Origin of the sequence: Streptomyces sp. NPDC050422 (genome assembly GCF_044458665.1) — a bacterium.
Classification (GTDB): domain Bacteria; phylum Actinomycetota; class Actinomycetes; order Streptomycetales; family Streptomycetaceae; genus Streptomyces.
The window spans coordinates 583,836-609,678 of sequence record NZ_JBITIE010000001.1 but is presented as its reverse complement, the minus strand read 5'-3'; the positions used below and the strand labels follow the sequence as shown (position 1 = coordinate 609,678).

Sequence of the window (25,843 nt, the reverse complement as noted above, 5' to 3'; positions counted from 1 at the left end):
GCACCATACATTCTTTATGTATGGTGCATATCAACTCGCCAGCCAGGACTCCCAGACCGCGGTCAGCTCCGCCTCCACGGCCGGGGCGACCGTGTCCAGCAACCGCACCTGGGCACCCGGGCCCGCCAGCTCGGCGCGGTAGGGGTGCGGCGGACCCCCCGGAGTCGCGCCGAGTGCGGTGACGGCGCCAATGACACGATGGGGACCGAGGACGCCGGGCAGTTCGCGCAGCTCCGGTTCGGTCAGGTCGAGGTCCTCGACGAGGAGCTCACGCCCGTCGTACGTCACCCGGGTCGTGGCCCGCAGGCTCCCGCCCCGTTCGCCGGAGCGGCCGAGGACCAGGGTGTCGCGCCACAGCATCCGGGCCCCCGCGGCGAGCCGGGCCTCCATCACGCGGACGACGTCCGCCCCGCCCGAGACCACGAACGGCAGCCCTTTCCAAAGGAGTTCGCCACCTTCGGCGATGTCCACCCGGGCCTCCCAGCGGGAGCTGCCACCTCGGTGGTCGTAGGCGACGAGACCGGCCGGCTCGACGAGCTCCAGGCGCGCGCCAGGACCGACCGAGATCCGCAGCCCGAGGTGATCGCCCGCCAGCAGCCCGGCCCGGGTGCCGACCAGGGCGATCCGTATCCGGTCGGAGGCCGGCATGAGGGGGCGGGGGGCGAGGAACGCCCCGGGCCGCAGCTCGCGTGCCACATGACGCCCCGAGGCGTCGCGCTCGACGGCGACGACCACCGGTTCGTTCACGAGTGACTGTGGGGCGCCATCGGGCCCGGGTCCGTGGGCACATGACTTCCCGCACGGTGGCGGGCGAGCAACGACCGCACCCAGTCGACGAGTTCGGCGACGGAGGCCGGATCCTTCCTGGACAGGGCGAGGACCGGAAGTCCGCTGCGGGCCGCCTCGGCGTCGGCCACCATCGCGGCCACGTCCACCTCCACATAGGGCGCGAGGTCGGTCTTGTTGATGATCAGGAGGTCGGCGCCGGTGATGCCGGGGCCGCCTTTGCGGGCGACGTCACCGCCGCCCGCGACGTCGATGCAGAAGAGCTGCGCGTCGGCGAGTGCCGGGCTGAAGGTGGCGGTGAGGTTGTCGCCGCCGCTCTCGATGAGGACCAGGTCCAGCGGCCCGTACGCCTCCTCCAGATCCTCGACGGCGTCCAGGTTGGCGCTGACGTCGTCACGGATCGCGGTGTGCGGGCAGGCTCCGGTCTCGACGGCCCGGATGCGTTCGGTGGGCAGGACGCCCGCCGAGCGCAGGAAGCGGGCGTCCTCGTCGGTATAGATGTCGTTGGTGACGACGGCCATGGACAGTTCACCGGCGAGCTCACGGCACAGGGTGGCCAGGATCGAGCTCTTGCCGGTACCCACCGGGCCCGCGACGCCCAGGCGCAGGGCGCGCGGCTGGTTGAGCGGCTCGTGGAAGTGGGGGTTCGGCTGCCGGTCGGGGGTGGTGTCGTTCTCAGGCTCGGGGGTGGTGTCGTTCTCAGGCAAGGAAGAGTCTCCGTTCGCGTCGTGCGTGTTCGAGCGCCCACTGTTCGGTGAGCAGGGCCGTACGGGCGGGCAGTCGGTCCGGGCTCAGTACGGCGAGGGCGGAGGTGACCGCCCGTACCGCGTCGGGTTCGGCGGCGAGGATCCAGGCGACCGAGTCGAGCGGGTCGCCCGGCAGGAGTTTCAGGGCGGCCGAGGCGATGGTCTGGAGCTCGTCGTAGACGACGGCGTGCGCCAGTTCCTCCTCGGAGACCTTCAGCACGGCTCCGAGCGCGCCGAGCGCGACCGGCCGCAGGGGTCGGGCTCCCAAGGCGGCCAGTGCGGTGACCGCCGGATGGTCCGGGGCCAGCCGCCGGGCCAGCCGGTGCACGCCCCGGCCGAGCGCCGCCGACGCCTCACGCTGGGGTGCGGCCGGAGTCCGGGCGGCGAGGGCGTGCTGTACGGGTTCGTAGTCGGCCGGGTCCTGTCCCGCGGCCCGCAGGGCAAGGACGGCGGCGGCCGCCTCGGTGACGGCCGTGGTGTGCAGCCGGGCCTTCAGCAGCGCGGGGATCCGGTCCCGGGTGAGGCCCGCGGCGACGGCGGGCTCCAGTCCCGCGCTGTAGGTGTACGCCCCGACCGGGAGCCGTCCGTCGCCGAGCAGAAGGGAGGCCAGGGACGCCATCAGAACATGGAGTACCGCTGGGTCAGCGGCAGTTCGGTGGCGGGCGACGGCTCGACGAGCTCCCCGTCGATGTGGATGGCGAAGGTCTCCGGGTCGACCTCGATGACCGGAAGCGCGGTGTTGTTCGGCAGATCGGCCTTGGTGAGGTGGCGGGTGGGGCGCACGGCGACCAGTTCGCGTACGAGACCGAGGCGTTCGGCGAGTCCGTCGGCCAGGGCGGCCGGGGAGACGAAGCCGACGGAGAGGTGCGGGGCGGCCCCGGCGGCGGCGGTGGGGCGCAGCAGCACGGGCTGGGTGGTGGGAATCGCGGCGTTGGCATCGCCGAGGGGCGCGCACACCACCATGCCGCTCTTGATGACAGCGGCGGGCCGGATGCCGAAGAACGCGGGGTCCCAGAGCACCAGGTCGGCGAGCTTGCCCGGTTCGACGGAGCCGATGACGTGGTCGATGCCGTGGGCGACGGCGGGGCAGATCGTGTACTTGGCGACGTAGCGGCGGGCGCGTTCGTTGTCGGCGGGCAGGGCGCTGCCGCGGTCCCCGAAGCGCTGCTTCATGACATGGGCGACCTGCCAGGTGCGGCAGATCACCTCACCGATCCGACCCATGGCCTGGGCGTCGGACGAGGTGATGGAGAGGGCGCCGAGGTCGTGCAGGACGTCCTCGGCCGCGATGGTGGTGGCGCGGATGCGGGACTCGGCGAAGGCGAGGTCCTCGGGGACCCGCGGGTTGAGGTGGTGGCACACCATCAGCATGTCGAGGTGTTCGTCGACGGTGTTGACGGTGTGCGGGAGCGTCGGATTGGTGGACGCCGGAAGGATGTTGGGGTGGGAGGCCACGGTGATGATGTCGGGGGCGTGGCCGCCGCCGGCACCCTCGGCGTGGAAGACGTGGATGGAGCGGCCGGCGATGGCGTCGAGTGTGCCCTCGACATAGCCCGCCTCGTTGAGGCTGTCGCCGTGCAGGGCGACCTGGATGCCGTAGGTGTCGGCGGCCTTGAGGGCGGCGTCGATGGCGGCGGGTGTGGCGCCCCAGTCCTCGTGGACCTTGTAGCCGCCCGCGCCGCCGAGCGCCGCCTCGCGCAGGGCCTCGGCGCCGACGGTGGAGCCCTTGCCGAACAGCATGACGTTGAGCGGGACGCTCTCCAGGGACCGGAACATCATCGCGAGGTTCCAGGCGCCGGGGGTGACCGTGGTGGCCTTGGACCCCTCGGTGGCTCCGGTGCCGCCGCCGATGACGGTCGTGGTGCCGGTGGCCAGGGCCTCGTGGAGGGTCTCCGGCATCAGGAAGTGGACGTGGGTGTCGACGGCGCCGGCGGTGAGGATGCGGCCCTCTCCGGAGACGACGTCGGTGCCGGGCCCGATCACGAGGTCCGGGTGGACCCCGTCGGCGATGTCGGGGTTGCCGGAGCGGCCGAGGGCGACGATCCGGCCGGCCCGGATGCCGACGTCGGTCTTGACGATGCCCCAGTGGTCGAGGACCACGACGTTGGTGATGACCAGGTCGAGGGCGCCCTCGGCCCACGAGGTGGTCGCCTGGGCCATGGATTCGCGGATCGACTTGCCGCCGCCGAAGACGGCTTCCTCGCCTCCGAAGCAGCGGTCCTCCTCGACCTCGATCCAGAGGTCGGTGTCGGCGAGCCGGATGCGGTCGCCGGTGGTGGGTCCGTACAGCGCGGCATAGGCGGCGCGGGTCAGTTGTGCCATGTCACACGGCCTCCTCTGCTGCGGTGTCCGGCCGGGGCGTGGCGGGTACGACGATGCCGGGCACCGTCCCGCGTCCGCCGAACGCGACGAGGGTGACCTCCGCGCCGACGCCGGGCTCGAAGCGCAGCGACGTACCGGAGGGGATATCGAGCCGGAATCCCTTCGACGGCGGCCGGTCGAAGGAAAGCGCGGGATTCACGTCGAAGAAATGAAAATGCGATCCGATCTGAATCGGACGGTCCCCGTCGTTCACCACGGTGAGCTTAATCTTCTGACGGTCGGAATTAATGTGCAGTACGCCGGAGCCCGTCCGGACCTCGCCGGGGATCACGGGATCGGCGAGGTGATCGTGACGAGCTTGCGCCCGTCGGGGAAGGTCGCCTCGACCTGGACGTCGTGCAGCATCTCCGGCACACCTTCGAGCACGTCGGCGCGGGTGAGAACGGATCTCCCCGCGGTCATGAGGTCGGCGACGCGGGCCCCTTCGCGGGCCCGCTCCATCGCCCAGCAGGCGAGCAGCGCGACGGCCTCGGGATAGTTGAGCCGTACGCCCCGCTCGCGCCGGTCACGGGCAACCATTCCGGCGACGCTCAGCAGCAATTTCTCCGTGTCGGACGGAGTAAGAAACATGGGAAACCTCCATGGCGGCGCTCCCCGGAATTCCCGGAATCGCCTCGGCCACCTTCCTCTTATAAGCCTCCGGGTGATGCCGTGGCAACTCGCACCGCACCGCAAAAAGTCCCTTTCTGGCGTTATCACCTGCCATATACGGGCAAAGCAGGCAAATTTTGGCCGTCAAAGAGAGCACAAGAAGGCGGCCGCGCACCCTGCGTACGGGTGCGCGGCCGCCTCAAGAGGAGGGTCTCAGCAGGTCACTTCAGGCCGAAGGCCCGGATGATCTCCTGGTCCACGGCGAGTCCGTTGCCGGCCTCGGCGTGCGCCTTGAGCGACACGGCGGTGGCACCCTTCTTCGGGGTCTTGAACCGGGCGGTCCAGGAACCGGCCGAGTCCTTCTTCAGCTGCACCGCGCTCCAGGACTTCCCGTCGTCGTAGCTCACCGACAGCGAGGCCTCGGCCGCCTTCACGGCACCCTCCAGCCACTCCTGCGTGGTGGACGACAGACCGACCTCGGTCCACTGGCCGGCCTTCACGTCACCGGCCAGGTCGGTGTCGACGTTGTAGTCCAGCTGAAGCATCGGGATGTCGGCCTCCGACGGCCCTGCCGGGTCGATGGCACCCGAGACGAAGTTCCACTCGGTGTGCGTCCGGATCGAGGACTTCCAGGTGGCCGCGTCACGCGAGGCGTCGAGGACCAGGCGGTACGGACGCTTCTCGGGCGAGAGGTCCCAGGCGTAGCCCGAGCGGCCGGCCTCGTCCTTGATCAGCGTGTCGCCCTGGTAGAAGGCGATGCTGCTGTTGTCGTACTCCATGTCGGGCATGGAACCGGAGTGACCGGCGCCGGCGTCCGTCCACGGCGTGATGTTGTACTGGATGTCGTTGTACGAGGACCGGAACGGGCCCCAGAAACCGGTGCCCAGACGCGGCCGGGTGATCGGCGCGAACCAGGCGGTGGGGTAGGTGCGGCCCGCCGCGTAGTCCAGGTGGGCGCTGCGCTGTTCCTGCGCGGTGTCCGTGCCGGTCGCGTTGTAGTGGGAGTGGTCCTCGTACCAGAACGAGGCGCCCGGCAGCGGGTTGACCCACTCGGTGCGGGTGGCGGGGTACTTCTCGACCTCCGCGAAACCGACGCCGGGTCCGTAGTCGGGAATGTCGTAGCGGTAGCCGCCGCCGACGACGTCCTGGGCGCCGTAGAAGGTGTTCTCCACCTTCGCCAGCTGACGGGTGGACGGGGCGAAGGCGAGCGAGCGGTCCGGGATCGTGCCGTCGTGCCGGTCGACCAGGTCGTACACGTAGCTCGCGAACTTCCGCTGCTCGACGGTCACCTTCTTGCCGCGCTGGGCGGCCTCGACGAGCGTGTCGCCGGCCAGACGCTGCACCGCGGCGACCGGGATGGCCGCCGGGGTGCCGTCCTCGGTGTAGGACTCCATCAGCACGCCGTCACCGTCATTGACGACGAAGAGCGCCTCGGCGCCCGCGGCGACCGCGTTGGCCAGCCGGTCGGCGGGGGTCACCGCATCGCTGCGGCGCACGACGACGGCCTTGCCCTTGGCCTTGAGGCCCCGGTAGTCCGCGGTGGCACCGTTGCCCGCGAAGACAGTGGCGAACTTCTCGCGGCTGTCCTCGTCGACGGGCGAACCGAACTGACCGGTGACCGGGACGTCCCGGCCGTCGACCGTGAGGTCGAACTGCCGCTCGCCCTGCCGCCAGCGGGTCAGGAAGGAGAAGCTGCCCTGGGTGACCTTCTTGGTGGGGCTCGCCCACAGCTGGTCGTAGGTGATCGGGATCTGGTACGCGTCGCGCTGGACGGTGCCGTCGGGCGCGGTGCGCGCCATGTCGTAGCGCAGCTGGCGGGTCTCGGACTCCTGCGGCGTCTTCACGCTGACCTTGTGGGCCTTGGAGGCGTCGAGCGAGACGGTGGTGGGCTTGTCGAGAATGATCTCGGGGGCCGACAGGAAGGCGAGCGCCTGCGAGTCGGCGGTGTCGCCCTTGACGTCGACGGCGGCCCAGGAGGTGTAGTTGCCCGGGGGCAGCCGCAGCGTGGTGTCACCGGAGACGGGGACGACGCTCAGGTTCTCGTCGCCGAGAGCGGCGATGATGATCTCGCCGTCCATGGGCTTGCCGGAGCGATCGCGGAGCTGAAGCTTCAGGTCGTAGAGCTCCTGCTCCTTGTTCAGCGCGAAGCCGGTGTGCGCGACGGTGGCGCCCGAGGCGTCCTTCGCGATGACCTGGCCGGAGAACGTGGTGTTGTTCGCGACCTTCGACGGGTCGAGCGACAGCACCGCCTCGGCGGTCGAACCGGCCGGGACGGTCAGCTGCTTGACCGACAGGGTGTACGCGTCGGAGTCGCTGTCCGTCGCCAGGTCGAGGGTGACGTCCTCCGTGCCGCTGTTGCGGTACGTGATCGTCCGCTCGGCGACGGGGTCGGACGCGCTGTGCGGCCAGGCGTAGGTCGCGACCTCGACGGAGCCGGTGGCCTCGATCTTCGTGTCGATGGCGGCCTTCACGTCGACCCGGCCGGTGCCCTGCTCGTACGGGGAGTAGGCGGGCAGCACCTTGGACGAGGTCATCAGCGCGTCCTTGATGCGCTGACCGGACCAGTCGGGGTGACGCTCCTTCACAATGGCTGCGGCACCCGCGACGTGCGGGGTCGCCATCGACGTACCGTCCATCGACTGGTACATGCCCTCGATACCGGGGACCGACTGCGAGGCAGCCGCGTTGATACCGACGCCCGGTGCGGAGAGGTCCGGCTTGAGGCCGTAGGAGCGCGTCAGCGGACCCATGGAGGAGAAGTCCGCGCGGTTGTCCTGCTTGTCGACGGCGGCGATGGTGAGCGCCTTCTCGGCCGCACCGGGTGAGCCGATCGTGCCGGCGCCGTACGCGTTGCCCGCCGCGATCACGAAGAGCGGACCACCGTCGGCGGACAGCGCGTTGACGGCCTGGGACATCGGGTCGGTGCCGTCGTCAGGGACGGTGGAGCCGAGGCTCATGGACACGACGTCGGCGCCCTCCGCCTTCGCCCACTCCATCCCCTCGATGATGCCCGAGTCGGCGCCGGAGCCCTCGTCGCTCAGCACCTTGCCGACCATCAGGTCCGCGGCCGGGGCGACGCCCTTGTTGGCGCCGCCGGATGCGGCGCCGGAGCCCGCGATGGTGGACGCGACGTGCGTGCCGTGGCCGTTCTTGTCGTCGACCCCCTCGCCCGGAATGAAGCTCTTGGACTCCAGGAGGCGGTCCTTGACGTCCGGGTGGTCCTCGTCGATGCCGGTGTCCAGGACCGCGACCTTGGAGCCCTTGCCGTCGTAGCCCTCGGCCCACGCCTGCGGCGCGTTGATCTGCGGGACGGATTCCTTGAGCGCGGCCTCGACCCGGCCGTCGAGCCACAGCTTCGCGATGCCGTTGTCCAGCGAACGGGCCGTGGAGGTACGCGCGATGTCGTCCCAGAAGGCCCGCGTGGTGTCCTTGTCTGCCTTCAGCGCAGCGCCGTGGATGGACTCCAGGGTCCGGACCGTCTTGCTGCCACGCGGGGCGGCGGGCAGCGAACGGGCCTTGCTCGCCGGGTACGTGGCGATCAGCGGAATGCCGCCGGTCTTCGCGTCGTCGTACCCCATCTTCGCGAGGCCGGTGACGTTGAAGAGGCGGCGGTCCAGCTTGCCGGCGGCGATCAGGCCCGTGGCCTCGTCGGGCAGGACGTAGATGTCGTCCCCGGCCTGCTGGACGTGGACCCCGCCCACCGCGCCGTCCGGCCGGTCCACCGTGACGGTGTCCTGCTTGCCCACGCCGTCGGCGTAATGGACCACGTCACCGGTGACCAGGGTGATGTCGTACTCATGGACCGGGGCGCTCCGGTCGGTGGCCGGCGCGGGGCCTGCCGCGGCGGACGCGGCGCCCGTGACGGGCAGCAGTGCGCCGCTCACCAGGGCGACCGAGGTCGCTATGAGGAGGGCTCTGCGCCGCGCGCGAGCGGGTCTCGCCCGCCCTGCGGTGGTGGAGGGTGAAGATGTCATGCAGCTGATCTAACGGTTGATGCACCGGTTCGTCATGCGACATTGCTGGCGGAAAACCGCCGCGGCGGAGACCCGCCTTCCGGGCAAGGCGGACGATGTCCGGCGCCAAAGCACAGGCGGGCGGCCTCGCACCCCTCCCAGAGAGGGTGCGAGGCCGCCCGTTCCCGGGCGGCGACCAGCTACTTCAGGCCAAAGGCCCGGGTGATCTCCTGGTCCACGGCGAGTCCGTTGCCGGCCTCGGCGTGCGCCTTGAGCGACACGGCGGTGGCACCCTTCTTCGGAGTCTTGAACCGGGCGGTCCAGGAACCGGCCGAGTCCTTCTTCAGCTGCACCGCGCTCCAGGACTTCCCGTCGTCGTAGCTGACCGACAGCGAGGCCTTCGACGCCTTCACGGCACCCTCCAGCCACTCCTGCGTGGTGGAGGACAGACCGATCTCCGTCCACGCCCCGGCCTTCACGTCACCGGCCAGATCCGTGTGGACGTCGTAGTCCAGCTGAAGCATCGGGATGTCCGCCTGCCACGGGCCGTTCTCGTCCATGGCGCCCGAGACGAAGTTCCACTCGGTGTGCGTCCGGATCGAGGACTTCCAGGTCTGCGCGTCACGCGTGGCGTCGAGCACGAAGCGGTACGGCAGCGGTTCGGGCGAGAGGTCCCAGGCGTATCCGGCCCGGCCCGCGACCTTCTTGATCAGCGTGTCGCCCTGGTAGAAGGCAGTGTTGGTGGTGTCGTACTCGTCCTCCGGCATGGAGCCCGAGTGACCGGCGCCCGAGTCCGTCCACGCGGTGAAGTTGAACTGGATGTCGTTGTAGACGGAGCGGAACGGACCCCAGTAGCCGGTGCCCAGGCGCGGGTGGCTGACCGGCGCGAACCATTCGGCGGTGTAGTCGCGGCCCGCTGTGTAGTCCAGTTCGCCGCTGCGCATCTCGTGCGCGGTGCCGGACTGGGTGGCGGTGAGGACGGAGTGGTCCTCGTACCAGAACGAGGCGCCGGGCAACGGGTTGACCCACTCGGTGCGGGTTCCGGGGAACTGCTCGTACTCCTGGAAGCCGAGACCGGGGCCGTACTCCGGGATGTCGTAGCGGAAGCCGCCGCCCAGCCGGGTCTTCTCCCCGTAGAAGGTGTTCTCCACCTTGGCGAGCTGGCGCGTGGACGGGGCGAAGGCGAGCGAGCGGTCCGGGATCGTGCCGTCGTGCCGGTCGACCAGGTCGTACACGTAGCTCGCGAACTTCCGCTCGTCGACGGTGAGCGTCGCGCCCTTGCGGGCCTCCTTGATCAGGTCCTCACCGACGAGGCGCTGGACGGAGGCGACCGGGATGGGCAGCGTGGTGCCGTAGTCGGCGTAGGACTCCATCAGCACGCCGTCACCGGCGTTGACGACGAACAGCGCCTTCGCGCCTGCGGCGATCGCGGCAGTTGCCCGGTCGGCGGGAGCCACCGTGTCGCTGCTGCGGATCACGACCGCCTTGCCCTTGACGTCGAGACCGGCGTAGTCGGCCGGGGCGCCATTGCCCGCGAAGACGCTGCCGAGCTTGCGGGTGCTGTCCTCGGCGACGAGCGAACCACCCTGCACGGTGACGGGGACGTCACGGCCGCCGGCGGTCAGGGCGACGAGCTTCTCGCCCCGGCGCCACCGGGTCAGGAAGGAGAAGCTGCCCTGGGTGACCTTCTTGGTGGGGCTCGCCCACAACTGGTCGTACGTCAGCGGGATCTGGAACGCATCGCGCTGGACGGTGCCGTCCGGAGCGGTGCGCGCCATGTCGTAGCGCAGCTGACGGGTCTCCGTCTCCTTCGGCGTCCTCACGCTGACCTTGCGGGCCTTGGAGGCGTCGAGCGAGACGGTGGTGGGCTTGTCGAGGATGATCTCGGGGGCCGCGAGGAAGGCGACGGCCTTGGAGTCGGCCGTGTCGCCCTTGATGTCGGCGGCGGACCAGGCGGTGTAGTTGCCCGGGGGCAGCCGCAGCGTCAGGTCTCCGGGGACGGCGACCACGCCGAGGTTGGGGTCGCCCAGTTGCGCGATGACGACCTGGCCGTCCATCGGCTTGCCGTCACGGTCGCGCAGCTGGAGCGTCAGGTCGTACAGCTCCTGCTCCTTGTTCAGCGCAAACCCGGTGTGGGCAACTATGGCGCCGGAGGCGTCCCTTGCGATGACCTGCCCGGAGAACGTGGTGTGGTTCGCGACCTTCGACGGGTCCAGCGACAGCACCGCCTCGGCCGTCGAACCGGCCGGCACGGTCAGCTGCTTCACCGACAGCGTGTACGCGTCCGCGTTGCTGTCCGTCGCCAGGTCCAGCGTCACGTCCTCGGTACCCGTGTTGCGGTACGTGATCATCCGCTCGGCAACCGCGTCCGAGGGGCTGTGCGGCCAGTCGTACGAGGCGACCGCGACCGAACCCGTGGCCTCGATGGTGGTGTCGATGGCGGCCTTCACGTCCAGGCGGCCGGTCCCCTGCTCGTACGGGGTGTAGTCCGGCAATTCCTTCGACGAGGTCATCAGCGCGTCCTTGATGCGCTGACCGGACCAGTCGGGGTGACGCTCCTTCACAATGGCCGCGGCACCGGCGACATGGGGCGTCGCCATCGAGGTGCCGTCCATCGACCGGTACATGCCGTCCACGCCGGGCACGGCCTGCGAGGCGGCCGCGTTGATACCGACACCCGGCGCGGAGACATCGGGCTTGAGACCGTACGAGCGGGTCAATGGGCCCATGGAGGAGAAGTCCGCGCGGTTGTCCTGCTTGTCGACGGCGGCGACCGTGAGCGCCTTCTCCGCCGAGCCCGGCGAACCGATCGTGCCCGCGCCGTACGCGTTGCCCGCGGCGACCACGTAGAGCGGACCGCCGTCGGCCGAGAGGGAGTTGACTGCCAGCGACATCGGGTCCGAGCCGTCGTCCGGGATGCTGGAGCCGAGGCTCATGGAGACGACGTCGGCGCCCTCCGCCTTCGCCCACTCCATCGCCTCGATGATGCCCGAGTCCGCGCCGGAGCCCTCGTTGCTCAGCACCTTGCCGATGATCAGGTCCGCGCCAGGGGCGACGCCCTTGTTGAGGCCGTCCGATGCGGCGCCGGAGCCGGCGATGGTGGACGCGACGTGAGTACCGTGACCGTGCTTGTCCAGGACCTCCTCACCCGGGACGAAGCTCTTGGTCTCCAGGATGCGGTCCTTGACGTCCGGGTGGGTCGGGTCGATGCCGGTGTCGAGCACCGCGACCTTGGAGCCCTTGCCGTCGTACCCCTCGGCCCAGGCCTGCGGGGCGTTGACCTGCGGGACGGAGTCCTTCAGCGCGGCCTCGACGCGGCCGTCGAGCCAGAGCTTCGCGATGCCGTTGTCCAGCGAACGGGCCGTGGAGGTACGCGCGATGTCGTCCCAGAAGGCACGCATGGTGTCCTTGCCGGCCTTCAGCGCCGCACCGTGGATCGAGTCGAGGACCCTGGTCCTCTCCGCACCGCGCGGAGCAACCGGCAGGGCGCGGCCCTTGGTGGTGGAGTACGTGGCGATCAGCGGAATGCCGCCGGTCTTCTTGTCGTCGTACCCCATCTTCGCGAGCGCGGTGACGTTGAACAGCCGGCGGTCCAGCTTGCCGGCCGCCAGCAGGGCGCTCGTCTCCTCGGGCAGGACGTAGATGTCGTCGCCGGCCTGTTGGATGTGGACCCCGCCGACCGCACCGTCGGGGCGATCCACGGTGACGGTGTCCTGGTTGCCCACGCCGTCGGCGTAGTGGACCACGTCGCCGGTGACCAGGGTGATGTCGTACTGGTGAACGGCACCGGGGGCCTTGTCCACCGCCGCGGCCCCGTCCTGGGCCGCGGACGCGGTGGCGGGCAGGAGCGCGCCACCGAACAGGGCGACCGACGTGGCGACGGTCAGGGCTCTGCGTCCCGCGCGGACAGGTCTCGCCCGGCCGGATGCGGATGAGGGAGTAAGTGTCATGCCCCTGATCTACCGGCAGAACCATGACTACCGTCAGGTTCTCACCTGGCGTGAAGCCGCCTTGGCGGCAAACCGCCTTCGCCCCAAGGGAGTTGGAGCAAGGGTTTCAGGCCACGGACCCGATGCGCCCGGCTGGTTCGGCGGCGCCGCTGTGATGGATCGGGGTGTGGGCGCCGGTCAGCGGGACACCGGTGCCGCCGCGCCGGTCGGCGACGATCTCGGCGGCGATCGACAGGGCCGTCTCCTCGGGCGTACGGGCGCCGAGGTCGAGGCCGATCGGCGAGTGCAGCCTGGCGAGTTCCAGTTCGGTGACGCCGGCCTCGCGCAGCCGGTCGTTGCGCTCCAGATGGGTGCGGCGCGAGCCCATCGCGCCGACGTAGGCGACCGGAAGCTTCAACGCCGCCTCCAGGAGCGGGACGTCGAACTTGGCGTCGTGCGTCAGGACGCACAGGACGCTGCGGGCGTCCACTCCGGTGGTGGCCAGGTAGCGGTGCGGCCAGTCGACGACCAGCTCGTCGGCGTCCGGGAAGCGTGCCTTCGTGGCGAAGACGGGGCGGGCGTCACACACCGTGACGTGGTAGCCGAGGAACTTCCCGGCCCGCACGAGTGCGGCGGCGAAGTCGATGGCCCCGAACACGATCATCCGGGGCGGCGGGACGCTGGATTCGACGAGCAGCGTGAGCGGCTGTCCGCACCGCGAGCCGTTCGCGCCGATGACGAGGGTTCCGGTCCGGCCCGCGTCCAGCATCGCCCGGGTCTCCGCGACCGCGGTGCGGTCCAGTTCCGGGTGTCCGCCGAGCCCGCCCTCGTGACCGCCGCCGGGATGGACGAGCAGGGGGCGGCCGAGGAGTTCGGCGGGGCCTTCGGTGATCCGGGCCAGCGCCGCCGCCTCCCCCCGCGAGGCGGCGGCGAGCGCGGCGGCGAACACCGGGCGGGCGGGGTCGTCCGCCCGCACCGGCGTCACCAGGATGTCGATGACGCCGCCGCAGGTCAGGCCGACCGCGAACGCGGTCTCGTCGCTGTAGCCGAACCGCTCCCGTACGGTCGTGCCGTCGTCGAGGGCCTGTCGGCACAGTTCGTACACCGCGCCCTCCACACACCCGCCGGAGACCGAGCCGATCGCCGTGCCGTCACGGTCGACGGCCAGCGCGGCGCCCGGCTGCCGGGGCGCGCTGCCGCCGACGGCGACCACGGTGGCGACGGCGAAGTCGCGTCCCTGCCCGGCCCACCGGTCGAGCTCCTCGGCGATGTCCAGCATCTCGGTCTCCTTGGCGGATGTGCGGAGGGGCGGCGTCAGCTGACGCCGAGCCAGCTCTCGATCGGGTGCAGGGCGAAGTAGATGACGAAGATCACCGTCAGCCCCCACATGAACGCGCCGACCTCGCGGGACCGGCCCTGGGCCGCCTTGATGGCGACGTACGAGATGACGCCCGCGGCCACACCCGTGGTGATGGTGTACGTGAACGGCATCAGGACCACGGTCAGGAAGACCGGGATGGCGACGGAACGGTCGCTCCAGTCCACGTGCCGGGCGTTCTGCATCATCATGGCGCCGATGACGACCAGGGCGGCGGACGCCACCTCGGCCGGCACGATCGCCGTGAGCGGGGTGAAGAAGAGGCAGGCGGCGAAGAAGAGTCCGGTGACGACGGAGGCGAGCCCGGTCCGGGCGCCCTCCCCGACACCGGTCGCCGACTCGACGAACACGGTCTGGCCGGAGCCGCCGGCGACGCCGCCGATCGCACCGCCCGCGCCGTCGATGAACAGCGCCTTGGACAGGCCCGGCATCCGGCCCTTGTCGTCGGCCAGCTTGGCCTCCGTACCGACGCCGATGATGGTGGCCATCGCGTCGAAGAAGCCGGCGAGGACCAGGGTGAAGACGATGAAGCCGACGGTCATCGCGCCGACGTCGCCCCAGCCGCCGAACTCGACGTCCCCGAAGAGGGAGAAGTCCGGCGAGGAGACCGCGGAGCCCTTGAGCTCGGGCGGGCCGCTGCTCCAGATCTTCGGGTCGACGTCGGCGACCTTGTTGATCACGACGGCGACGACCGTGCCGACGACGATGCCGATGAGGATCGCGCCGGGGATGTTGCGGGCCTGCAGCATGAAGATCAGCAGCAGGGTCACCGCGAAGACGAGGACGGGCCAGCCGGCGAGTTCACCGGCGGGACCGAGGGTCACCGGGGTGGCCGTGCCCTTGCCCACGAAGCCGGCCTTGTAGAGGCCGATCAGGGCGATGAAGAGCCCGATGCCCATGGTGATGCCGTGCTTCAGCGGGAGCGGGATCGCGTTCGTGATCAGCTCACGCAGACCGGTGACCACCAGGAGGCAGATCACCAGGCCGTACATCACGCACATGCCCATGGCCTGCGGCCAGGTCATCTCCGGGGCGACCTGTGAGGACAGGACGCCGGAGACGCTGAGTCCCGCGGCGAGAGCGAGGGGGACCTTGCCGACGAAGCCCATGAGCAGGGTGGTCGCCGCGGCCGCGAGCGCGGTGGCGGTGATCAGTCCGGGCTGGCTGAGGAGGTTCCCGTCGACGTCCTTGCCGCCGAGGATCAGCGGGTTGAGCAGCAGGATGTACGCCATGGCCATGAAGGTCGTGACGCCGCCGCGCACTTCGGTGGCGACGGTCGATCCGCGTTCGGATATGTGGAAGTACCGGTCGAGCCATGATCTGCCGGCGGGGACGCGTGAGCCGGGGCCCGCTTCCTCCGCGACGGTCTTCGGTTCCACTGAATGCTGGGTCATGATGCCTGACTCCCAAGGTTCACAGGGGCACCCGCGATGGTGAGTGGAGATGCGGGATTTGGGATGAATGCTCTGGCTGCACGACCCGGGGGACGGCCCGAGACGAACTGTTGCTGCGCAAAAAGCGGGTACTGCGGGTCAAGGGCCGCTAGCGGTGCGGAACTTGGGCTCTCCGGGCGGTGCGGGCGCAGGAAGTGTGACGTTCCCGTCAGGCGCGCACCGCCCGGAGAGCTGTGGCGGAGCTCCGGTCAGGTGCCGGTGAGGTGCTCCGGGCGGACCGGGGTCCGGTTGAGCTCCAGCCCGGTCGCGTTCCGGATCGCCGCGAGGACGGCCGGGGTCGACGACAGGGTGGGGGCCTCGCCGACGCCACGGAGCCCGTACGGGGCGTGGTCGTCGGCGAGTTCGAGCACGTCGACCGGGATGGTCGGGGTGTCGAGGATGGTGGGCAGGAGGTAGTCCGTGAAGGACGGGTTGCGTACCTTCGCGGTCTTCGGGTCGACGATGATCTCCTCCATCACGGCGATGCCCATGCCCTGGAGGGTGCCGCCCTGGATCTGGCCGAGGACGGAGAGCGGGTTGAGCGCCTTGCCGACGTCCTGGGCGCAGGCCAGTTCGATGACCTTGACCAGGCCGAGCTCGGTGTCGACCTCGACGACCGCGCGGTGTGCGGCGAAGGAGTACTGGACGTGGCCGTTGCCCTGTCCGGTACGGAGGTCGAAGGCCTCGGTGGGCCGGTGGCGCCACTCCAGCTCGACGTCGACCGCCTCGTCCTCCAGTACGTCGGCCAGGTCGGCCAGCACCTCACCGCCGTCGGTGACGACCTTGCCGCCCTCCAGGAGGAGTTCGGCGGTGGCCCAGGCGGGGTGGTACGTACCGAACTTGCGGCGGCCGATCTCCAGGACCTGTTCCCGGACCGCCTCGCAGGAGTTCTTCACGGCGCCGCCGGTGACGTAGGTCTGACGGGAGGCGGAGGTGGAGCCGGCCGAGCCGACCCGGGTGTCGGCCGGGTGGATGGTGACCTGGGAGACGCCCAGTTCGGTACGGGCGATCTGGGCGTGCACCGTGACGCCGCCTTGTCCGACCTCGGCCATGGCGGTGTGGACGGTCGCGACGGGTTCGCCACCGATGACCTCCATGCGCACCCGGGCGGTGGAGTAGTCGTCGAAGCCTTCGGAGAAGCCGACGTTCTTCAGGCCGACCGCGTAGCCGATCCCGCGTACGACGCCCTCGCCGTGCGTGGTGTTGGAGAGTCCGCCGGGCAGGGCGCGGATATCCGCGTGCTCGCCGGCGCTCTCCCACTGGCGCTCGGGCGGCAGCGGCCTGGCCTTGACCCGGCGCAACAGTTCGGCGACCGGGGCGGGCGAGTCGACCACCTGGCCGGTCGGCAGCAGGGTGCCCTGCTCCATGGCGTTGAGCTGCCTGAACTCGACCGGGTCCATGCCGAGTTCGGCGGCAACCTTGTCCATCTGCGCCTCGTAGGCGAAGCAGGCCTGGACCGCGCCGAAGCCGCGCATCGCGCCGCACGGCGGGTTGTTGGAGTAGAGGGCGATCGCCTCGATGTCGACGTCGTCGATGACGTACGGGCCGACGGCGAGCGAGGAGGCGTTGCCGACGACGGCCGGGGAGGCGGAGGCGTAGGCGCCGCCGTCCAGCACGATGCGGCACTTCATGTGGGTGAGCTTGCCGTCACGGGTGGCGCCGTGCTCGTAGCGGAGCTTGGCGGGGTGGCGGTGGACGTGCCCGAAGAAGGACTCGAAGCGGTTGTAGACGATCTTCACCGGCTTGCCTGTGCGCAGCGCCAGCAGGCAGGCGTGGATCTGCATCGACAGGTCCTCGCGGCCTCCGAAGGCGCCGCCGACACCGGAGAGCGTCATGCGGACCTTGTCCTCGGGCAGGCCGAGGACCGGGGCGATCTGGCGGAGGTCGGAGTGCAGCCACTGGGTGGCGACGTACAGGTCGACGCCTCCGTCCTCGGACGGGACGGCGAGGCCGGACTCGGGGCCGAGGAAAGCCTGGTCCTGCATGCCGAAGACGTACTCGCCCTTGACGATGACGTCGGCCCTCTTCGCCGCCTCGTCCGCGTCGCCGCGGACGATCGGCTGGCGGTGGACGATGTTGGGGTGCGGTACGTGCCCGATGTGGTGGTCGTCGCGGCCCTCGTGGATGAGGGGCGCGCCGGGCGCGGTCGCGGAGGCCTCGTCGGTGACGACCGGCAGCTCGCGGTAGTCGATCCTGATCTTCGCGGCGGCGCGGCGGGCCGTCTCCGGGTGGTCGGCGGCGACGAGTGCCACCGGCTCGCCGTGGTGGCGGACCCGGCCGTGGGCCAGGACGGGGGTGTCCTGGATCTCCAGGCCGTAGTTCTTCACCGCGGTCGGCAGGTCGTCATAGGTGAGAACGGCGTAGACGCCGGAGGTGGCGAGGGCCTCGGAGGTGTCGATCGAGACGATCTCGGCGTGCGCGACGGTGGAGCGCAGGGTGTGGCCCCAGAGCATGTCCTCGTGCCACATGTCCGAGGAGTACGCGAACTCGCCGGTGACCTTCAGGATCCCGTCGGGGCGCAGCGTGGATTCGCCGATGCCGCCCTTGGTGCGGGTGCCCTGGTTGATATTGGTGGGGGAACCGGTAACGCCCATGGCTAGACCGTCTCTTCCGCGCGGGCGGCCGCGAGGCGGACCGCGTCGAGGATCTTCTCGTAGCCGGTGCAGCGGCAGAGGTTGCCGGAGAGCGCCTCGCGGATGTCCGCGTCGGACGGCTCCGGGGTGCGCTCCAGGAGCTCGTCGGCGGCGACCAGCAGTCCGGGCGTGCAGAAGCCGCACTGGACGGCTCCGGCGTCGATGAACGCCTGCTGGATCGGGGAGAGCTCCCCGGTGTCGCGGGTCTCCTCGCCGGTCGGCTTGGCCTTCCACCGCTGGGCCTGGTCGACCGTGGTGCCGCAGGCGCCCGACGCGCAGCCGGTGCCGGGGTGGGCCTCGGTGCGGTGGGCGGCGAAGTCGGCGAGACCTTCGACGGTGACGACCTCGCGGCCCTCGACCTGGCCGGCGGCGACCAGACAGGAACAGACGGGTACCCCGTCCAGGCGGACCGTGCAGGAGCCGCACTCGCCCTGCTCGCAGGCGTTCTTGGAGCCGGGCAGGCCCATCCGCTCGCGCAGGACGTAGAGGAGGGACTCGCCCTCCCAGACGTCGTCGGCCTCGTGACGGCGGCCGTTGACCGTGAAATTGACGCGCATGATCAGGCGGCTCCTTCGGTGCTGCGGCCGTTGCCGCGGTACGACTCCCAGGTCCAGCCGAGGGTCCGGCGGGCCATGATTCCGACCGCGTGCCTGCGGTAGCTCGCGGTGCCTCGCACGTCGTCGATCGGGTTGCAGGCGCCCGCGGCGAGCGTGGCGAACTGCTTGGCGAGGGACGGCGTGATGATCGCGCGGCTGTCCCAGAACCCGCCCTCCTCCAGCGCGGCGTTCAGGAAGTCCTCCGCCTCCTTCGCCCGTACGGGTGTCGGGGCGGCGGATCCGATGCCGGTGCGGACCGTGCGGGTCTCGGGGTGCAGCGCCAGGCCGAAGGCGCAGACGGCGATGACCATCGCGTTGCGGGTGCCGACCTTGGAGTACTGCTGCGGCCCGTCGGCCTTCTTGATGTGCACGGCCCGGATCAGCTCGTCCGGCTCCAGTGCGTTGCGCTTGACGCCGGTGTAGAAGGCGTCGATGGGGATCAGCCGGGTTCCGCGGACGGATTCGGCCTCCACCTCGGCGCCCGCGGCGAGCAGCGCCGGGTGGGCGTCGCCGGCGGGCGACGCGGTGCCCAGGTTGCCGCCGACGCCGCCGCGGTTGCGGATCTGCGGCGAGGCGACGGTGTGCGAGGCGAGCGCCAGTCCGGGCAGCTCGGTCCGCAGGTGCTCCATGATGGCGCTGTACGGGACCGAGGCGCCGAGCCGTACGCTCTCCTGGCCCACCTCCCACTCGGACAGCTCACCGATGCGGTTCAGGTCCAGGAGGTACTCGGGCCGCCGGTGGTCGAAGTTGATCTCGACCATCACATCGGTGCCGCCCGCGATGGGTACAGCCGTCGGGTGCTCGGCCTTGGCGGCGAGCGCCTCCTCCCAGCTGGCGGGGCGAAGGAAGTCCATGAGTGGCTCTCTTCTTCTCAATCGGGTTGTTCGCTGGGGCTGGAGACGGCCGGCCCTCGACTTGTTCATGTCTTGTTCACGCGGTGTGTGGCCCAGTACACAAGCCCTGCTCCACCTGGTGCAGTCACCGAAACCATGAAGGAGTTGGCTGGTCTCCTCGCTCGTCTTGTAGATTCGAACGAATGGCGGGGATCGGTGACCTCACCGCAATACCCAGTTTTCACCCGCACCAACGAATGAGATCGGCGGCGACGAGATGCGGCTGCGCGCACTGCTGGAGACCGACGCGCTGGGCCTGCGGCTGCTCGGCGGCGACGAGGAGCTGGACCGGTCGGTCCGTGGCGTGATGACCACCGACCTGAAGGACCCCAGCCGCTACCTCACGGGCGGCGAGCTGGTGCTGACCGGGCTGGCCTGGCACCGGGGCGCGGAGGACTCGGAGCCCTTCGTACGGATCCTGTCGGGGGCCGGGGTCGCCGGGCTCGCGGCGGGCGAGGCGGAGCTCGGCGCCATCCCGGACGATCTGATCGAGGCATGCCGGCGTCACCGGCTGCCGCTCTTCGCCGTCCATGAGACCGTCGCGTTCGCAATGATCACCGAGCACGTGGTCCGCCAGGTGTCCGGCGAGCGAGCCGGCGACCTGGCCGCGGTCGTCGACCGGCACCGCAGGCTGATGACCTCGGGCCCGGCGGGCGGCGGCCCCGAGGTGGTCCTCGATCTGCTCGGCTCCGACCTCGACCTGCACGCCTGGGTGCTCTCGCCCACCGGCCGGCAGATCGCGGGTGCGGGCGCCCCGCTGTCCGGACCGGCCGGTGCGGAGCTGGCCGGGCTGCACCTGGCCGCGGTGCGCTCCGGCCGGCGTGCCCCGCACCGGGCCACCGTCGACGGGGTGACGTATTCGCTCTTCCCGATCCGCAACAACGGCCGGGGCGCCGTGCCGGCCTCCCGCGATGCACGGGAGTCGGTGCTGTCCGACTGGCTGCTGGCCGTCGAGGCCGACGCGGGCGACTGGCCCGCCGCCCGGCTCGACCTGCTCCAGGGCGTCACCCAGCTCATCGCGGTCGAGCGGGACCGGCGTGACGCGGCCCGTACGGTACGCCGCAGGCTGGCCCAGGAGGTCCTGGAGCTCGTCCAGGCCGGTGCGCCGCCGGCGGAGATCGCCGCCAGGCTTCGGGTCGCGGCCCCGGTCCTGCTGCCCGGCCTCGGCACCGCGCCGCACTGGCAGGTGGTGGTGGCCCGGGTCGAGTGGGACGATGCGGACGCGCCCGGCGGCAACGCTTCCGGGATCGCGGGCGGCCCTGTCGCCCAGGCGCTGCTGGAGGAGATCCTGGTCGACCCGGCGGTGACCGGTCCGGATTCCGCGGACCGCATCGCGGTCGCCCACACGGGTGACGAGGCCATCGCCCTCGTACCGCTGCCCGCTCTCGCCGACGTCCGGCCGGAAGCGGACGGGACCGCGGACGGGGACGCCCCGGCGGATCCGGCCAAGGACCCGGCGCTGCATGCCGACGCGCTGCTGGCCGCCGTGCGCGCGCCGCTCTCCGCGGGCCTCGCCGGCGACGGCCGCCTGACACTGGGTGTCAGCGCCTCGGTGCATTCGCCGGAGGGGCTGCGCGGCGCCCTGGAGGAGGCCCGGCACGCCCGCCGGGTGGCGGCGGCCCGTCCGGGTCGGGTCTGCGCGGCCGGCCACCACGAGCTGGCCTCGCACGTGCTGCTGCTGCCGTTCGTGCCCGACGACGTCCGTCGCGCGTTCACCGCACGGCTGCTCGACCCGCTGCGCGACTACGACCGGCGCCACCGCGCGGAGCTGATCCCGACCCTGGAGGCGTTCCTGGACTGCGACGGTTCATGGACCCGCTGCGCGGCCCGGCTGCACCTCCACGTCAACACGCTGCGCTACCGCGTCGGGCGCATCGAGCAGTTGACGGGGCGTGACCTTTCCCGGCTCGAGGACAAGCTCGATTTCTTCCTCGCCCTGCGTATGAGCTGACGTACGGGGGTCACGGCGGCCCCTACACGTTCCCGCCGATTGTGAAAAGTTTCACCTGACATTGCCTCGACCTCTTGGCCCGGCGTGCCATTCCGTGCTGTGATGCGGCCAGACTCAGAGCATCCGGCCCATGGCCGGACGCTCTCCACAGCTCGATGGCGCGCTCGGGGAGGGCAATGTGGCGGATACCGTCATGTCTGGTTCCGGAACGACAGCAGATGACGATCCGCCGCTCCAGACAGCGGTATGGCGGCTGCGCTCACGCGCCTGCTGGACGGACGCTGCGGCACTGCTCGAACACGACGCCGCCACCGACCCGGCCGCGGCCCTCCAGCGCACCGCGCTGCTGACCGAGCGGTGTCTCTACACCGGGCAGGGCTGGACCGACGCGGAGGACGCGCTGCGCATCTCCGAGGCCATGGCCCACGACGACGCCGAGCGCGGGGCCGCCGCCTGCGAGCGCGGCTATCTCGCCTACGCCTCCACCCTGCTCGGCGTACGCGACCGGGCCGACGAGGCGCGGGTGGCCCTGAGCCGTGCCGCGGCGCTCCTGGCCCCGGCCGCCGCGGCACGCCCGCTGCTCGACTTCCGGCGGGGTCTGATCGCGCAGAACATCGCCGACTCGCCACAGGCCGCCCGCGCCGCGTACCGCAGGGCCCACGCAGGCGCGACGGCCCAGGGAGACGCGCTGCTGCTCTCCTCCACCTGGCGCCATCTGGCCCTGATCGCCCTGCGCGAGGGCGAGTTGGCGGAGGCCAGGCACGGCTTCGCGGAGTCCCTGCGGATAAGGGAGGAACTGGGCTATCTGGTCGGTACGGCACCGGCGCTCATCGCGATGGCGGACGCCGAACCCGAGCCGGAGGCGGCGACGCGGCTGCGCGCCGAGGCGGGCCGGCTGTTCCGGCTGCTCGGCGGCGTACCGACGTGGCTGGCGCCGCATCTGGACCCGCCGGGTCCACGGACCGCCGAGGCGAACTGAGGCAACGCGGGCCCGGTCCGGTACGGTATCGGGCCCGCGTCAGCCGCCGGAGCCGGCGAAGTGCTCCCGTACGAGTGACTGCACGACGGCCACGTCCTGGGCGATCAGCGCGTCGAGCAGGGCCGTGTGCTCCGCCGCGTCCGCCAGCAGGTCGGCGCGACGGGTGACGGGGTTGCCCTCCAGGGGCCACTGGGAGCGGCGGTGCAGCTCGTCGGCCACCGCCACCAGCTGGGAGTTGCCCGCCAGCGCGAGCACTGCTCCGTGGAAGGCCCGGTCGGCCTCCGCGTAGCTCGCCCGGTCACCGACGGCCGCCGCCGCGACGGTGGCGTCGGCCAGTGGGCGCAGGGCGCACCAGCGGGCCGGCGGCACCGTGCGGGCGAGCCGCAGCATGACGGGGACCTCGATCAGCTCCCGCACCTCGGCGAGCTCGGCCAGCTCACCCGGCCCGCGTTCGGCGACCCGGAAGCCGCGGTTCGGCACGACCTCGACGGCCCCTTCGACGGCCAGCTGCTGCATCGCCTCCCGCACGGGGGTGGCGGAGACCCCGAAGCGGGCGCCGAGCGCCGGGGCGGAGTAGACCTGCCCGGGGACCAGCTCGCCGTCGACGAGGGCGGCGCGCAGGGCGTCCAGGATCTGGCCGCGTACGGAGTGCCGGCGCACCGCGGCCCGGGGAGCGGGCGGCTCGCTGTGGGTGTGCTCGCCACGAGCCTGCTCGGGCAGGCCGCGGACCTGCTCCGGCACCCGGAGCGACGTGGAGGCGGCCACGGATGCCGCGGACGCGTGCGGTGCCCACACTTCCTCACGGGCCCTGCCCTGCTCCACGGGTACCTCCTCGGCCGGTCGCGGGCGCGGCTCGCGTGCGCGGCGCCTCGTGTGCACGATAGGCGGAGGAAGCTCCAGTTCAAACATCGATCGCGTCGGGTAAGGTAAGGCTTACCTGCAAACGATCGCGATTCGGTGGTCCCTGCATGACCCTTCCCACTCTGCTTCCGGGCACGACGACCTCGGCGGTGACGGACGCGTACGCGCGTCTGACCGAGGTCTTCCCCGGGCTGCGCGCCGAGGTGCTCAACGACGGCGAGCCCACTCCCGGCGGAGCCGGCTGGGTGGGCGCCCACGAGCTCTCGGCCGGAGGCAGCGGGCTCGACACCTTCCTCGCCTGGGACGACGCGCAGGTGCTGCGGGACTACGGGCAGCGGGCCCGGCCCGACGTGGTCGCCGGCTTCGGACTGCACCGGTACGCCTGGCCGGCCTGCCTGCTGGTGACGGTCCCCTGGTTCCTGCACCGGCGGGTGCCGCGGATCCCGGTCGAGGACGTCGCCTTCCAGCGGGCGCTGGGCCATCTGACCGTACGCGTACGGGACTTCGCCTGCCTGCCCGGCGATCCGGCGGCGGAGCTGCCGGGGGCGCGCGTGGTGGCCGACGAGGCCGCGCTGCGCGCCGAGGTGCTCGCGTCCGTGGCCGGACACCTCGGCCCCGTGCTCGACGGCTTCGGCCCGCGGATGCGGCGCGGCAAGCGGGCCCTGTGGGGCATGGCGACGGACGAGATCGTCGAGGGCCTCTGGTACATCGCCCATCTCCTCGGCGAGGAGCGGCGCGCGATGGCCGAGCTGGAGGCGCTCCTGCCGGGCACCACGAAGCCGTACGTCGGCACGGCGGGCTTCCGGGAGCTGACCGGCCCGGACGGGCAGTCGCTGCCCACCCGGGACCGGGCGAGCTGCTGCATGTTCTACACGGTGCGCCCCGAGGACACCTGTGTCACCTGCCCGCGCACCTGCGACGAGGACCGGGTCCGGAAGCTGGCACCCGCCTCCTGATCCACACCGCCCGCACGAGTGGCCTGAATCGAACACAACTCCTCTGCGTCATACGGGCATTCGACCAGATCGCGGTTATCGGTCGGCTCTGCCACCCCATTGGCGTTCTCTTGCCCCGAAACCGCCTGGACGTGAGGCAATTCCCGGCACGATGGCGGCCGAAACGCCCTATCGCAACGCAAGGGACCGCGCATGAGACTGACCGACATATCGCTTGACTGGCTGCTTCCGGCTGCCGTGCTGCTGGCGGGGGTCATGGCGGCGGTGGCGGTGGTCGCGCGCGGCAAGCGCGCCTCTGACACATCCGCGGCCGAGGACTCCTGGGAACGCAGCGAGGAACGGCGCAGACGCAAGGAGGCGCTCTACGCCACCGCTTCGTACGTGCTGCTGTTCTGCTGCGCGGCGGTCGCCGCCGCGCTCTCCTTCCACGGGCTCGTCGGCTTCGGCCGGCAGAACCTCGGCCTCTCCGGGGGCTGGGAGTACCTGGTGCCGTTCGGCCTCGACGGGGCGGCGATGTTCTGCTCCGTGCTCGCCGTGCGCGAGGCCAGCCACGGCGACGCGGCGCTCGGCTCGCGGCTGCTGGTGTGGACCTTCGCCGGTGCCGCCGCCTGGTTCAACTGGGTGCACGCACCGCGCGGCCTGGACCACGCGGGCGCTCCGCACTTCTTCGCGGGGATGTCGCTCTCGGCGGCCGTGCTCTTCGACCGGGCGCTGAAGCAGACCCGGGTGGCCGCCCTGCGTGAACAGGGCCTGGTGCCCCGCCCGTTGCCGCAGATCCGGATCGTACGGTGGCTGCGCGCACCCCGGGAGACCTTCGGTGCCTGGTCGCTGATGCTGCTCGAAGGCGTACGCACGCTGGACGAAGCGGTCGACGAGGTACGCGAGGACCGCCGGGAGAAGGAGCAGAACCGTCTGCGCAGGAGGGACCAGGAGAAGCTGGACCGGGCGCAGATCAAGGCCCTGAACCGGCAGAACCGGGCCTGGGGGCGGGTCGGCCGGGGCGGCACCCAGGTGGACGTCCAGGCCATCGCCTCCGCGACGGGCTCCGCGCAGTCCGTCGCGGAGCCCGCCATATCCGAGCCGGGTCAGCTGCCCCTGCGACCCCGGCCATCCCTGCAAGCCGTGAACGGCCCGAACTCCGGGGCCGTCCCGGAGCTGAACGCGACTGATCCGAGAACGGTCGACCTCACCGCCGAGGACGACACCCAGGCACTGCCCCGGCTCGACTCGCTGGAGCAGAAGCTGAAGGACCTGGAGCAGCAGTTCGGCTGATGTGGCGACCTGCGGGACGCGGCCCTGACGATCCGACCGGACCGTCAGGGCCGTTCGCCGTCCAGCTCGAACCAGACCACCTTGCCCAGGGCGTGCGGGCTGATCCCCCAGGAGTCCGCGAGGCTCTCCACCAGGACCAGTCCCCTGCCGTGCGTACCGTCGTCGGCGTCCGGTACGTCCGACACGGGCATGCCCGGGACGAAGTCTCTTACCTCCACGCGCAGCTTCTGCGGCGCCACGCTCACGGCGACGACCGCTCCGTCGTCCGTGTGCACCAGCGCGTTGGTCACGAGCTCGCTGAGCAGCAGCTCGGCCACCTGAGCGGGCTCCTCCTTCCATCGGTATCGCAGTAACTCCCGTACCGCGCCGCGCACTTCCGCGACGGCCGCCACATCGGCGCGGCCGACTCTGCGATGCAGTCGGGCCAGTTCCTGACGCTCCATCGTTTCCCCCGCCCACACAGTGAATCGCCCCCTGTTCTCGAAGGTGCTCACGCAATGCATG

General features: G+C 71.1%; 19 protein-coding genes. 4 read left to right on the top strand and 15 right to left on the bottom strand.

Annotated features, from left to right (window positions below; all coding sequences use genetic code 11):
- Nucleotides 1-30: 30 nt before the first annotated feature.
- The 13 genes from ACIBJG_RS02600 to ACIBJG_RS02540 all read right to left on the bottom strand — a co-directional run bounded on the left by ACIBJG_RS02600 (nt 31) and on the right by ACIBJG_RS02540 (nt 19,281).
- Entirely contained in the window at nt 31-747 is a 717-nt protein-coding gene (locus tag ACIBJG_RS02600; protein ID WP_399303120.1) for an urease accessory protein UreD, read from the bottom strand.
- On the bottom strand, nt 744-1,394 hold the full coding sequence (ureG, locus tag ACIBJG_RS02595) for an urease accessory protein UreG (RefSeq protein ID WP_399303299.1): 651 nt from the start codon (nt 1,392-1,394) through the stop codon (nt 744-746). The genes ACIBJG_RS02600 and ureG overlap by 4 nt, the downstream gene beginning before the upstream one ends.
- Nucleotides 1,395-1,485: 91 nt before the next feature.
- Nucleotides 1,486-2,151 (bottom strand): urease accessory protein UreF, encoded by a 666-nt coding sequence (locus ACIBJG_RS02590; protein ID WP_399303118.1) that lies wholly within the window; start codon nt 2,149-2,151, stop codon nt 1,486-1,488.
- Nucleotides 2,151-3,854, bottom strand: coding sequence for an urease subunit alpha (locus tag ACIBJG_RS02585; RefSeq protein ID WP_399303116.1), 1,704 nt, complete (start codon nt 3,852-3,854; stop codon nt 2,151-2,153). Before ACIBJG_RS02585 ends, ACIBJG_RS02590 begins: the two co-directional genes overlap by 1 nt.
- 1 nt (nt 3,855) lies before the next feature.
- On the bottom strand, nt 3,856-4,185 hold the full coding sequence (gene ureB / locus ACIBJG_RS02580) for an urease subunit beta (protein ID WP_399303114.1): 330 nt from the start codon (nt 4,183-4,185) through the stop codon (nt 3,856-3,858).
- Nucleotides 4,182-4,484, bottom strand: a complete 303-nt coding sequence (locus ACIBJG_RS02575; RefSeq protein WP_148021623.1) for an urease subunit gamma — start codon at nt 4,482-4,484, stop codon at nt 4,182-4,184. The genes ureB and ACIBJG_RS02575 overlap by 4 nt, the downstream gene beginning before the upstream one ends.
- A gap of 242 nt (nt 4,485-4,726) precedes the next feature.
- Nucleotides 4,727-8,479, bottom strand: a complete 3,753-nt coding sequence (locus tag ACIBJG_RS02570) for a S8 family serine peptidase (protein WP_399303112.1) — start codon at nt 8,477-8,479, stop codon at nt 4,727-4,729.
- Between the two features lie 179 nt (nt 8,480-8,658).
- The gene (locus tag ACIBJG_RS02565) at nt 8,659-12,408 is read right to left on the bottom strand and encodes a S8 family serine peptidase (protein ID WP_399303110.1); all 3,750 of its coding nucleotides are present in this window, start codon (nt 12,406-12,408) and stop codon (nt 8,659-8,661) included.
- A 106-nt stretch (nt 12,409-12,514) separates the two neighbouring features.
- Nucleotides 12,515-13,666, bottom strand: a complete 1,152-nt coding sequence (locus tag ACIBJG_RS02560) for an XdhC family protein (protein WP_399303108.1) — start codon at nt 13,664-13,666, stop codon at nt 12,515-12,517.
- Between the two features lie 35 nt (nt 13,667-13,701).
- A complete protein-coding gene (locus ACIBJG_RS02555; RefSeq protein ID WP_399303106.1) occupies nt 13,702-15,159 on the bottom strand; it encodes an NCS2 family permease in 1,458 nt (485 codons plus the stop codon).
- Nucleotides 15,160-15,407: 248 nt separating this feature from the next.
- The gene (locus ACIBJG_RS02550; RefSeq protein WP_399303104.1) at nt 15,408-17,792 is read right to left on the bottom strand and encodes a xanthine dehydrogenase family protein molybdopterin-binding subunit; all 2,385 of its coding nucleotides are present in this window, start codon (nt 17,790-17,792) and stop codon (nt 15,408-15,410) included.
- 2 nt (nt 17,793-17,794) lie between these two features.
- The gene (locus tag ACIBJG_RS02545) at nt 17,795-18,388 is read right to left on the bottom strand and encodes a (2Fe-2S)-binding protein (protein WP_399303102.1); all 594 of its coding nucleotides are present in this window, start codon (nt 18,386-18,388) and stop codon (nt 17,795-17,797) included.
- Nucleotides 18,389-18,390: 2 nt separating this feature from the next.
- A complete protein-coding gene (locus ACIBJG_RS02540; RefSeq protein ID WP_399303100.1) occupies nt 18,391-19,281 on the bottom strand; it encodes an FAD binding domain-containing protein in 891 nt (296 codons plus the stop codon).
- 256 nt (nt 19,282-19,537) lie between these two features.
- Here ACIBJG_RS02540 and ACIBJG_RS02535 point away from each other — a divergent pair, with 256 nt between their 5' ends.
- Both ACIBJG_RS02535 and ACIBJG_RS02530 read left to right on the top strand, forming a co-directional pair.
- A complete protein-coding gene (locus tag ACIBJG_RS02535) occupies nt 19,538-21,271 on the top strand; it encodes a PucR family transcriptional regulator (protein ID WP_399303098.1) in 1,734 nt (577 codons plus the stop codon).
- 193 nt (nt 21,272-21,464) lie between these two features.
- Nucleotides 21,465-22,250, top strand: coding sequence for a hypothetical protein (locus tag ACIBJG_RS02530; RefSeq protein WP_399303096.1), 786 nt, complete (start codon nt 21,465-21,467; stop codon nt 22,248-22,250).
- 39 nt (nt 22,251-22,289) lie between these two features.
- Here ACIBJG_RS02530 and ACIBJG_RS02525 read toward each other — a convergent pair whose 3' ends face one another.
- Complete coding sequence (locus tag ACIBJG_RS02525) at nt 22,290-23,072, bottom strand: GntR family transcriptional regulator (RefSeq protein WP_399303094.1); 783 nt, start codon at nt 23,070-23,072, stop codon at nt 22,290-22,292.
- Between the two features lie 146 nt (nt 23,073-23,218).
- Here ACIBJG_RS02525 and ACIBJG_RS02520 point away from each other — a divergent pair, with 146 nt between their 5' ends.
- A complete protein-coding gene (locus ACIBJG_RS02520) occupies nt 23,219-24,067 on the top strand; it encodes a (2Fe-2S)-binding protein (RefSeq protein ID WP_399303092.1) in 849 nt (282 codons plus the stop codon).
- 192 nt (nt 24,068-24,259) lie between these two features.
- A complete protein-coding gene (locus ACIBJG_RS02515; protein ID WP_399303090.1) occupies nt 24,260-25,339 on the top strand; it encodes a DUF2637 domain-containing protein in 1,080 nt (359 codons plus the stop codon).
- Between the two features lie 44 nt (nt 25,340-25,383).
- Here the strand turns inward: ACIBJG_RS02515 and ACIBJG_RS02510 are convergent, their stop codons facing one another.
- The gene (locus tag ACIBJG_RS02510; RefSeq protein WP_399303088.1) at nt 25,384-25,782 is read right to left on the bottom strand and encodes an ATP-binding protein; all 399 of its coding nucleotides are present in this window, start codon (nt 25,780-25,782) and stop codon (nt 25,384-25,386) included.
- Between the last annotated feature and the right edge of the window lie 61 nt (nt 25,783-25,843).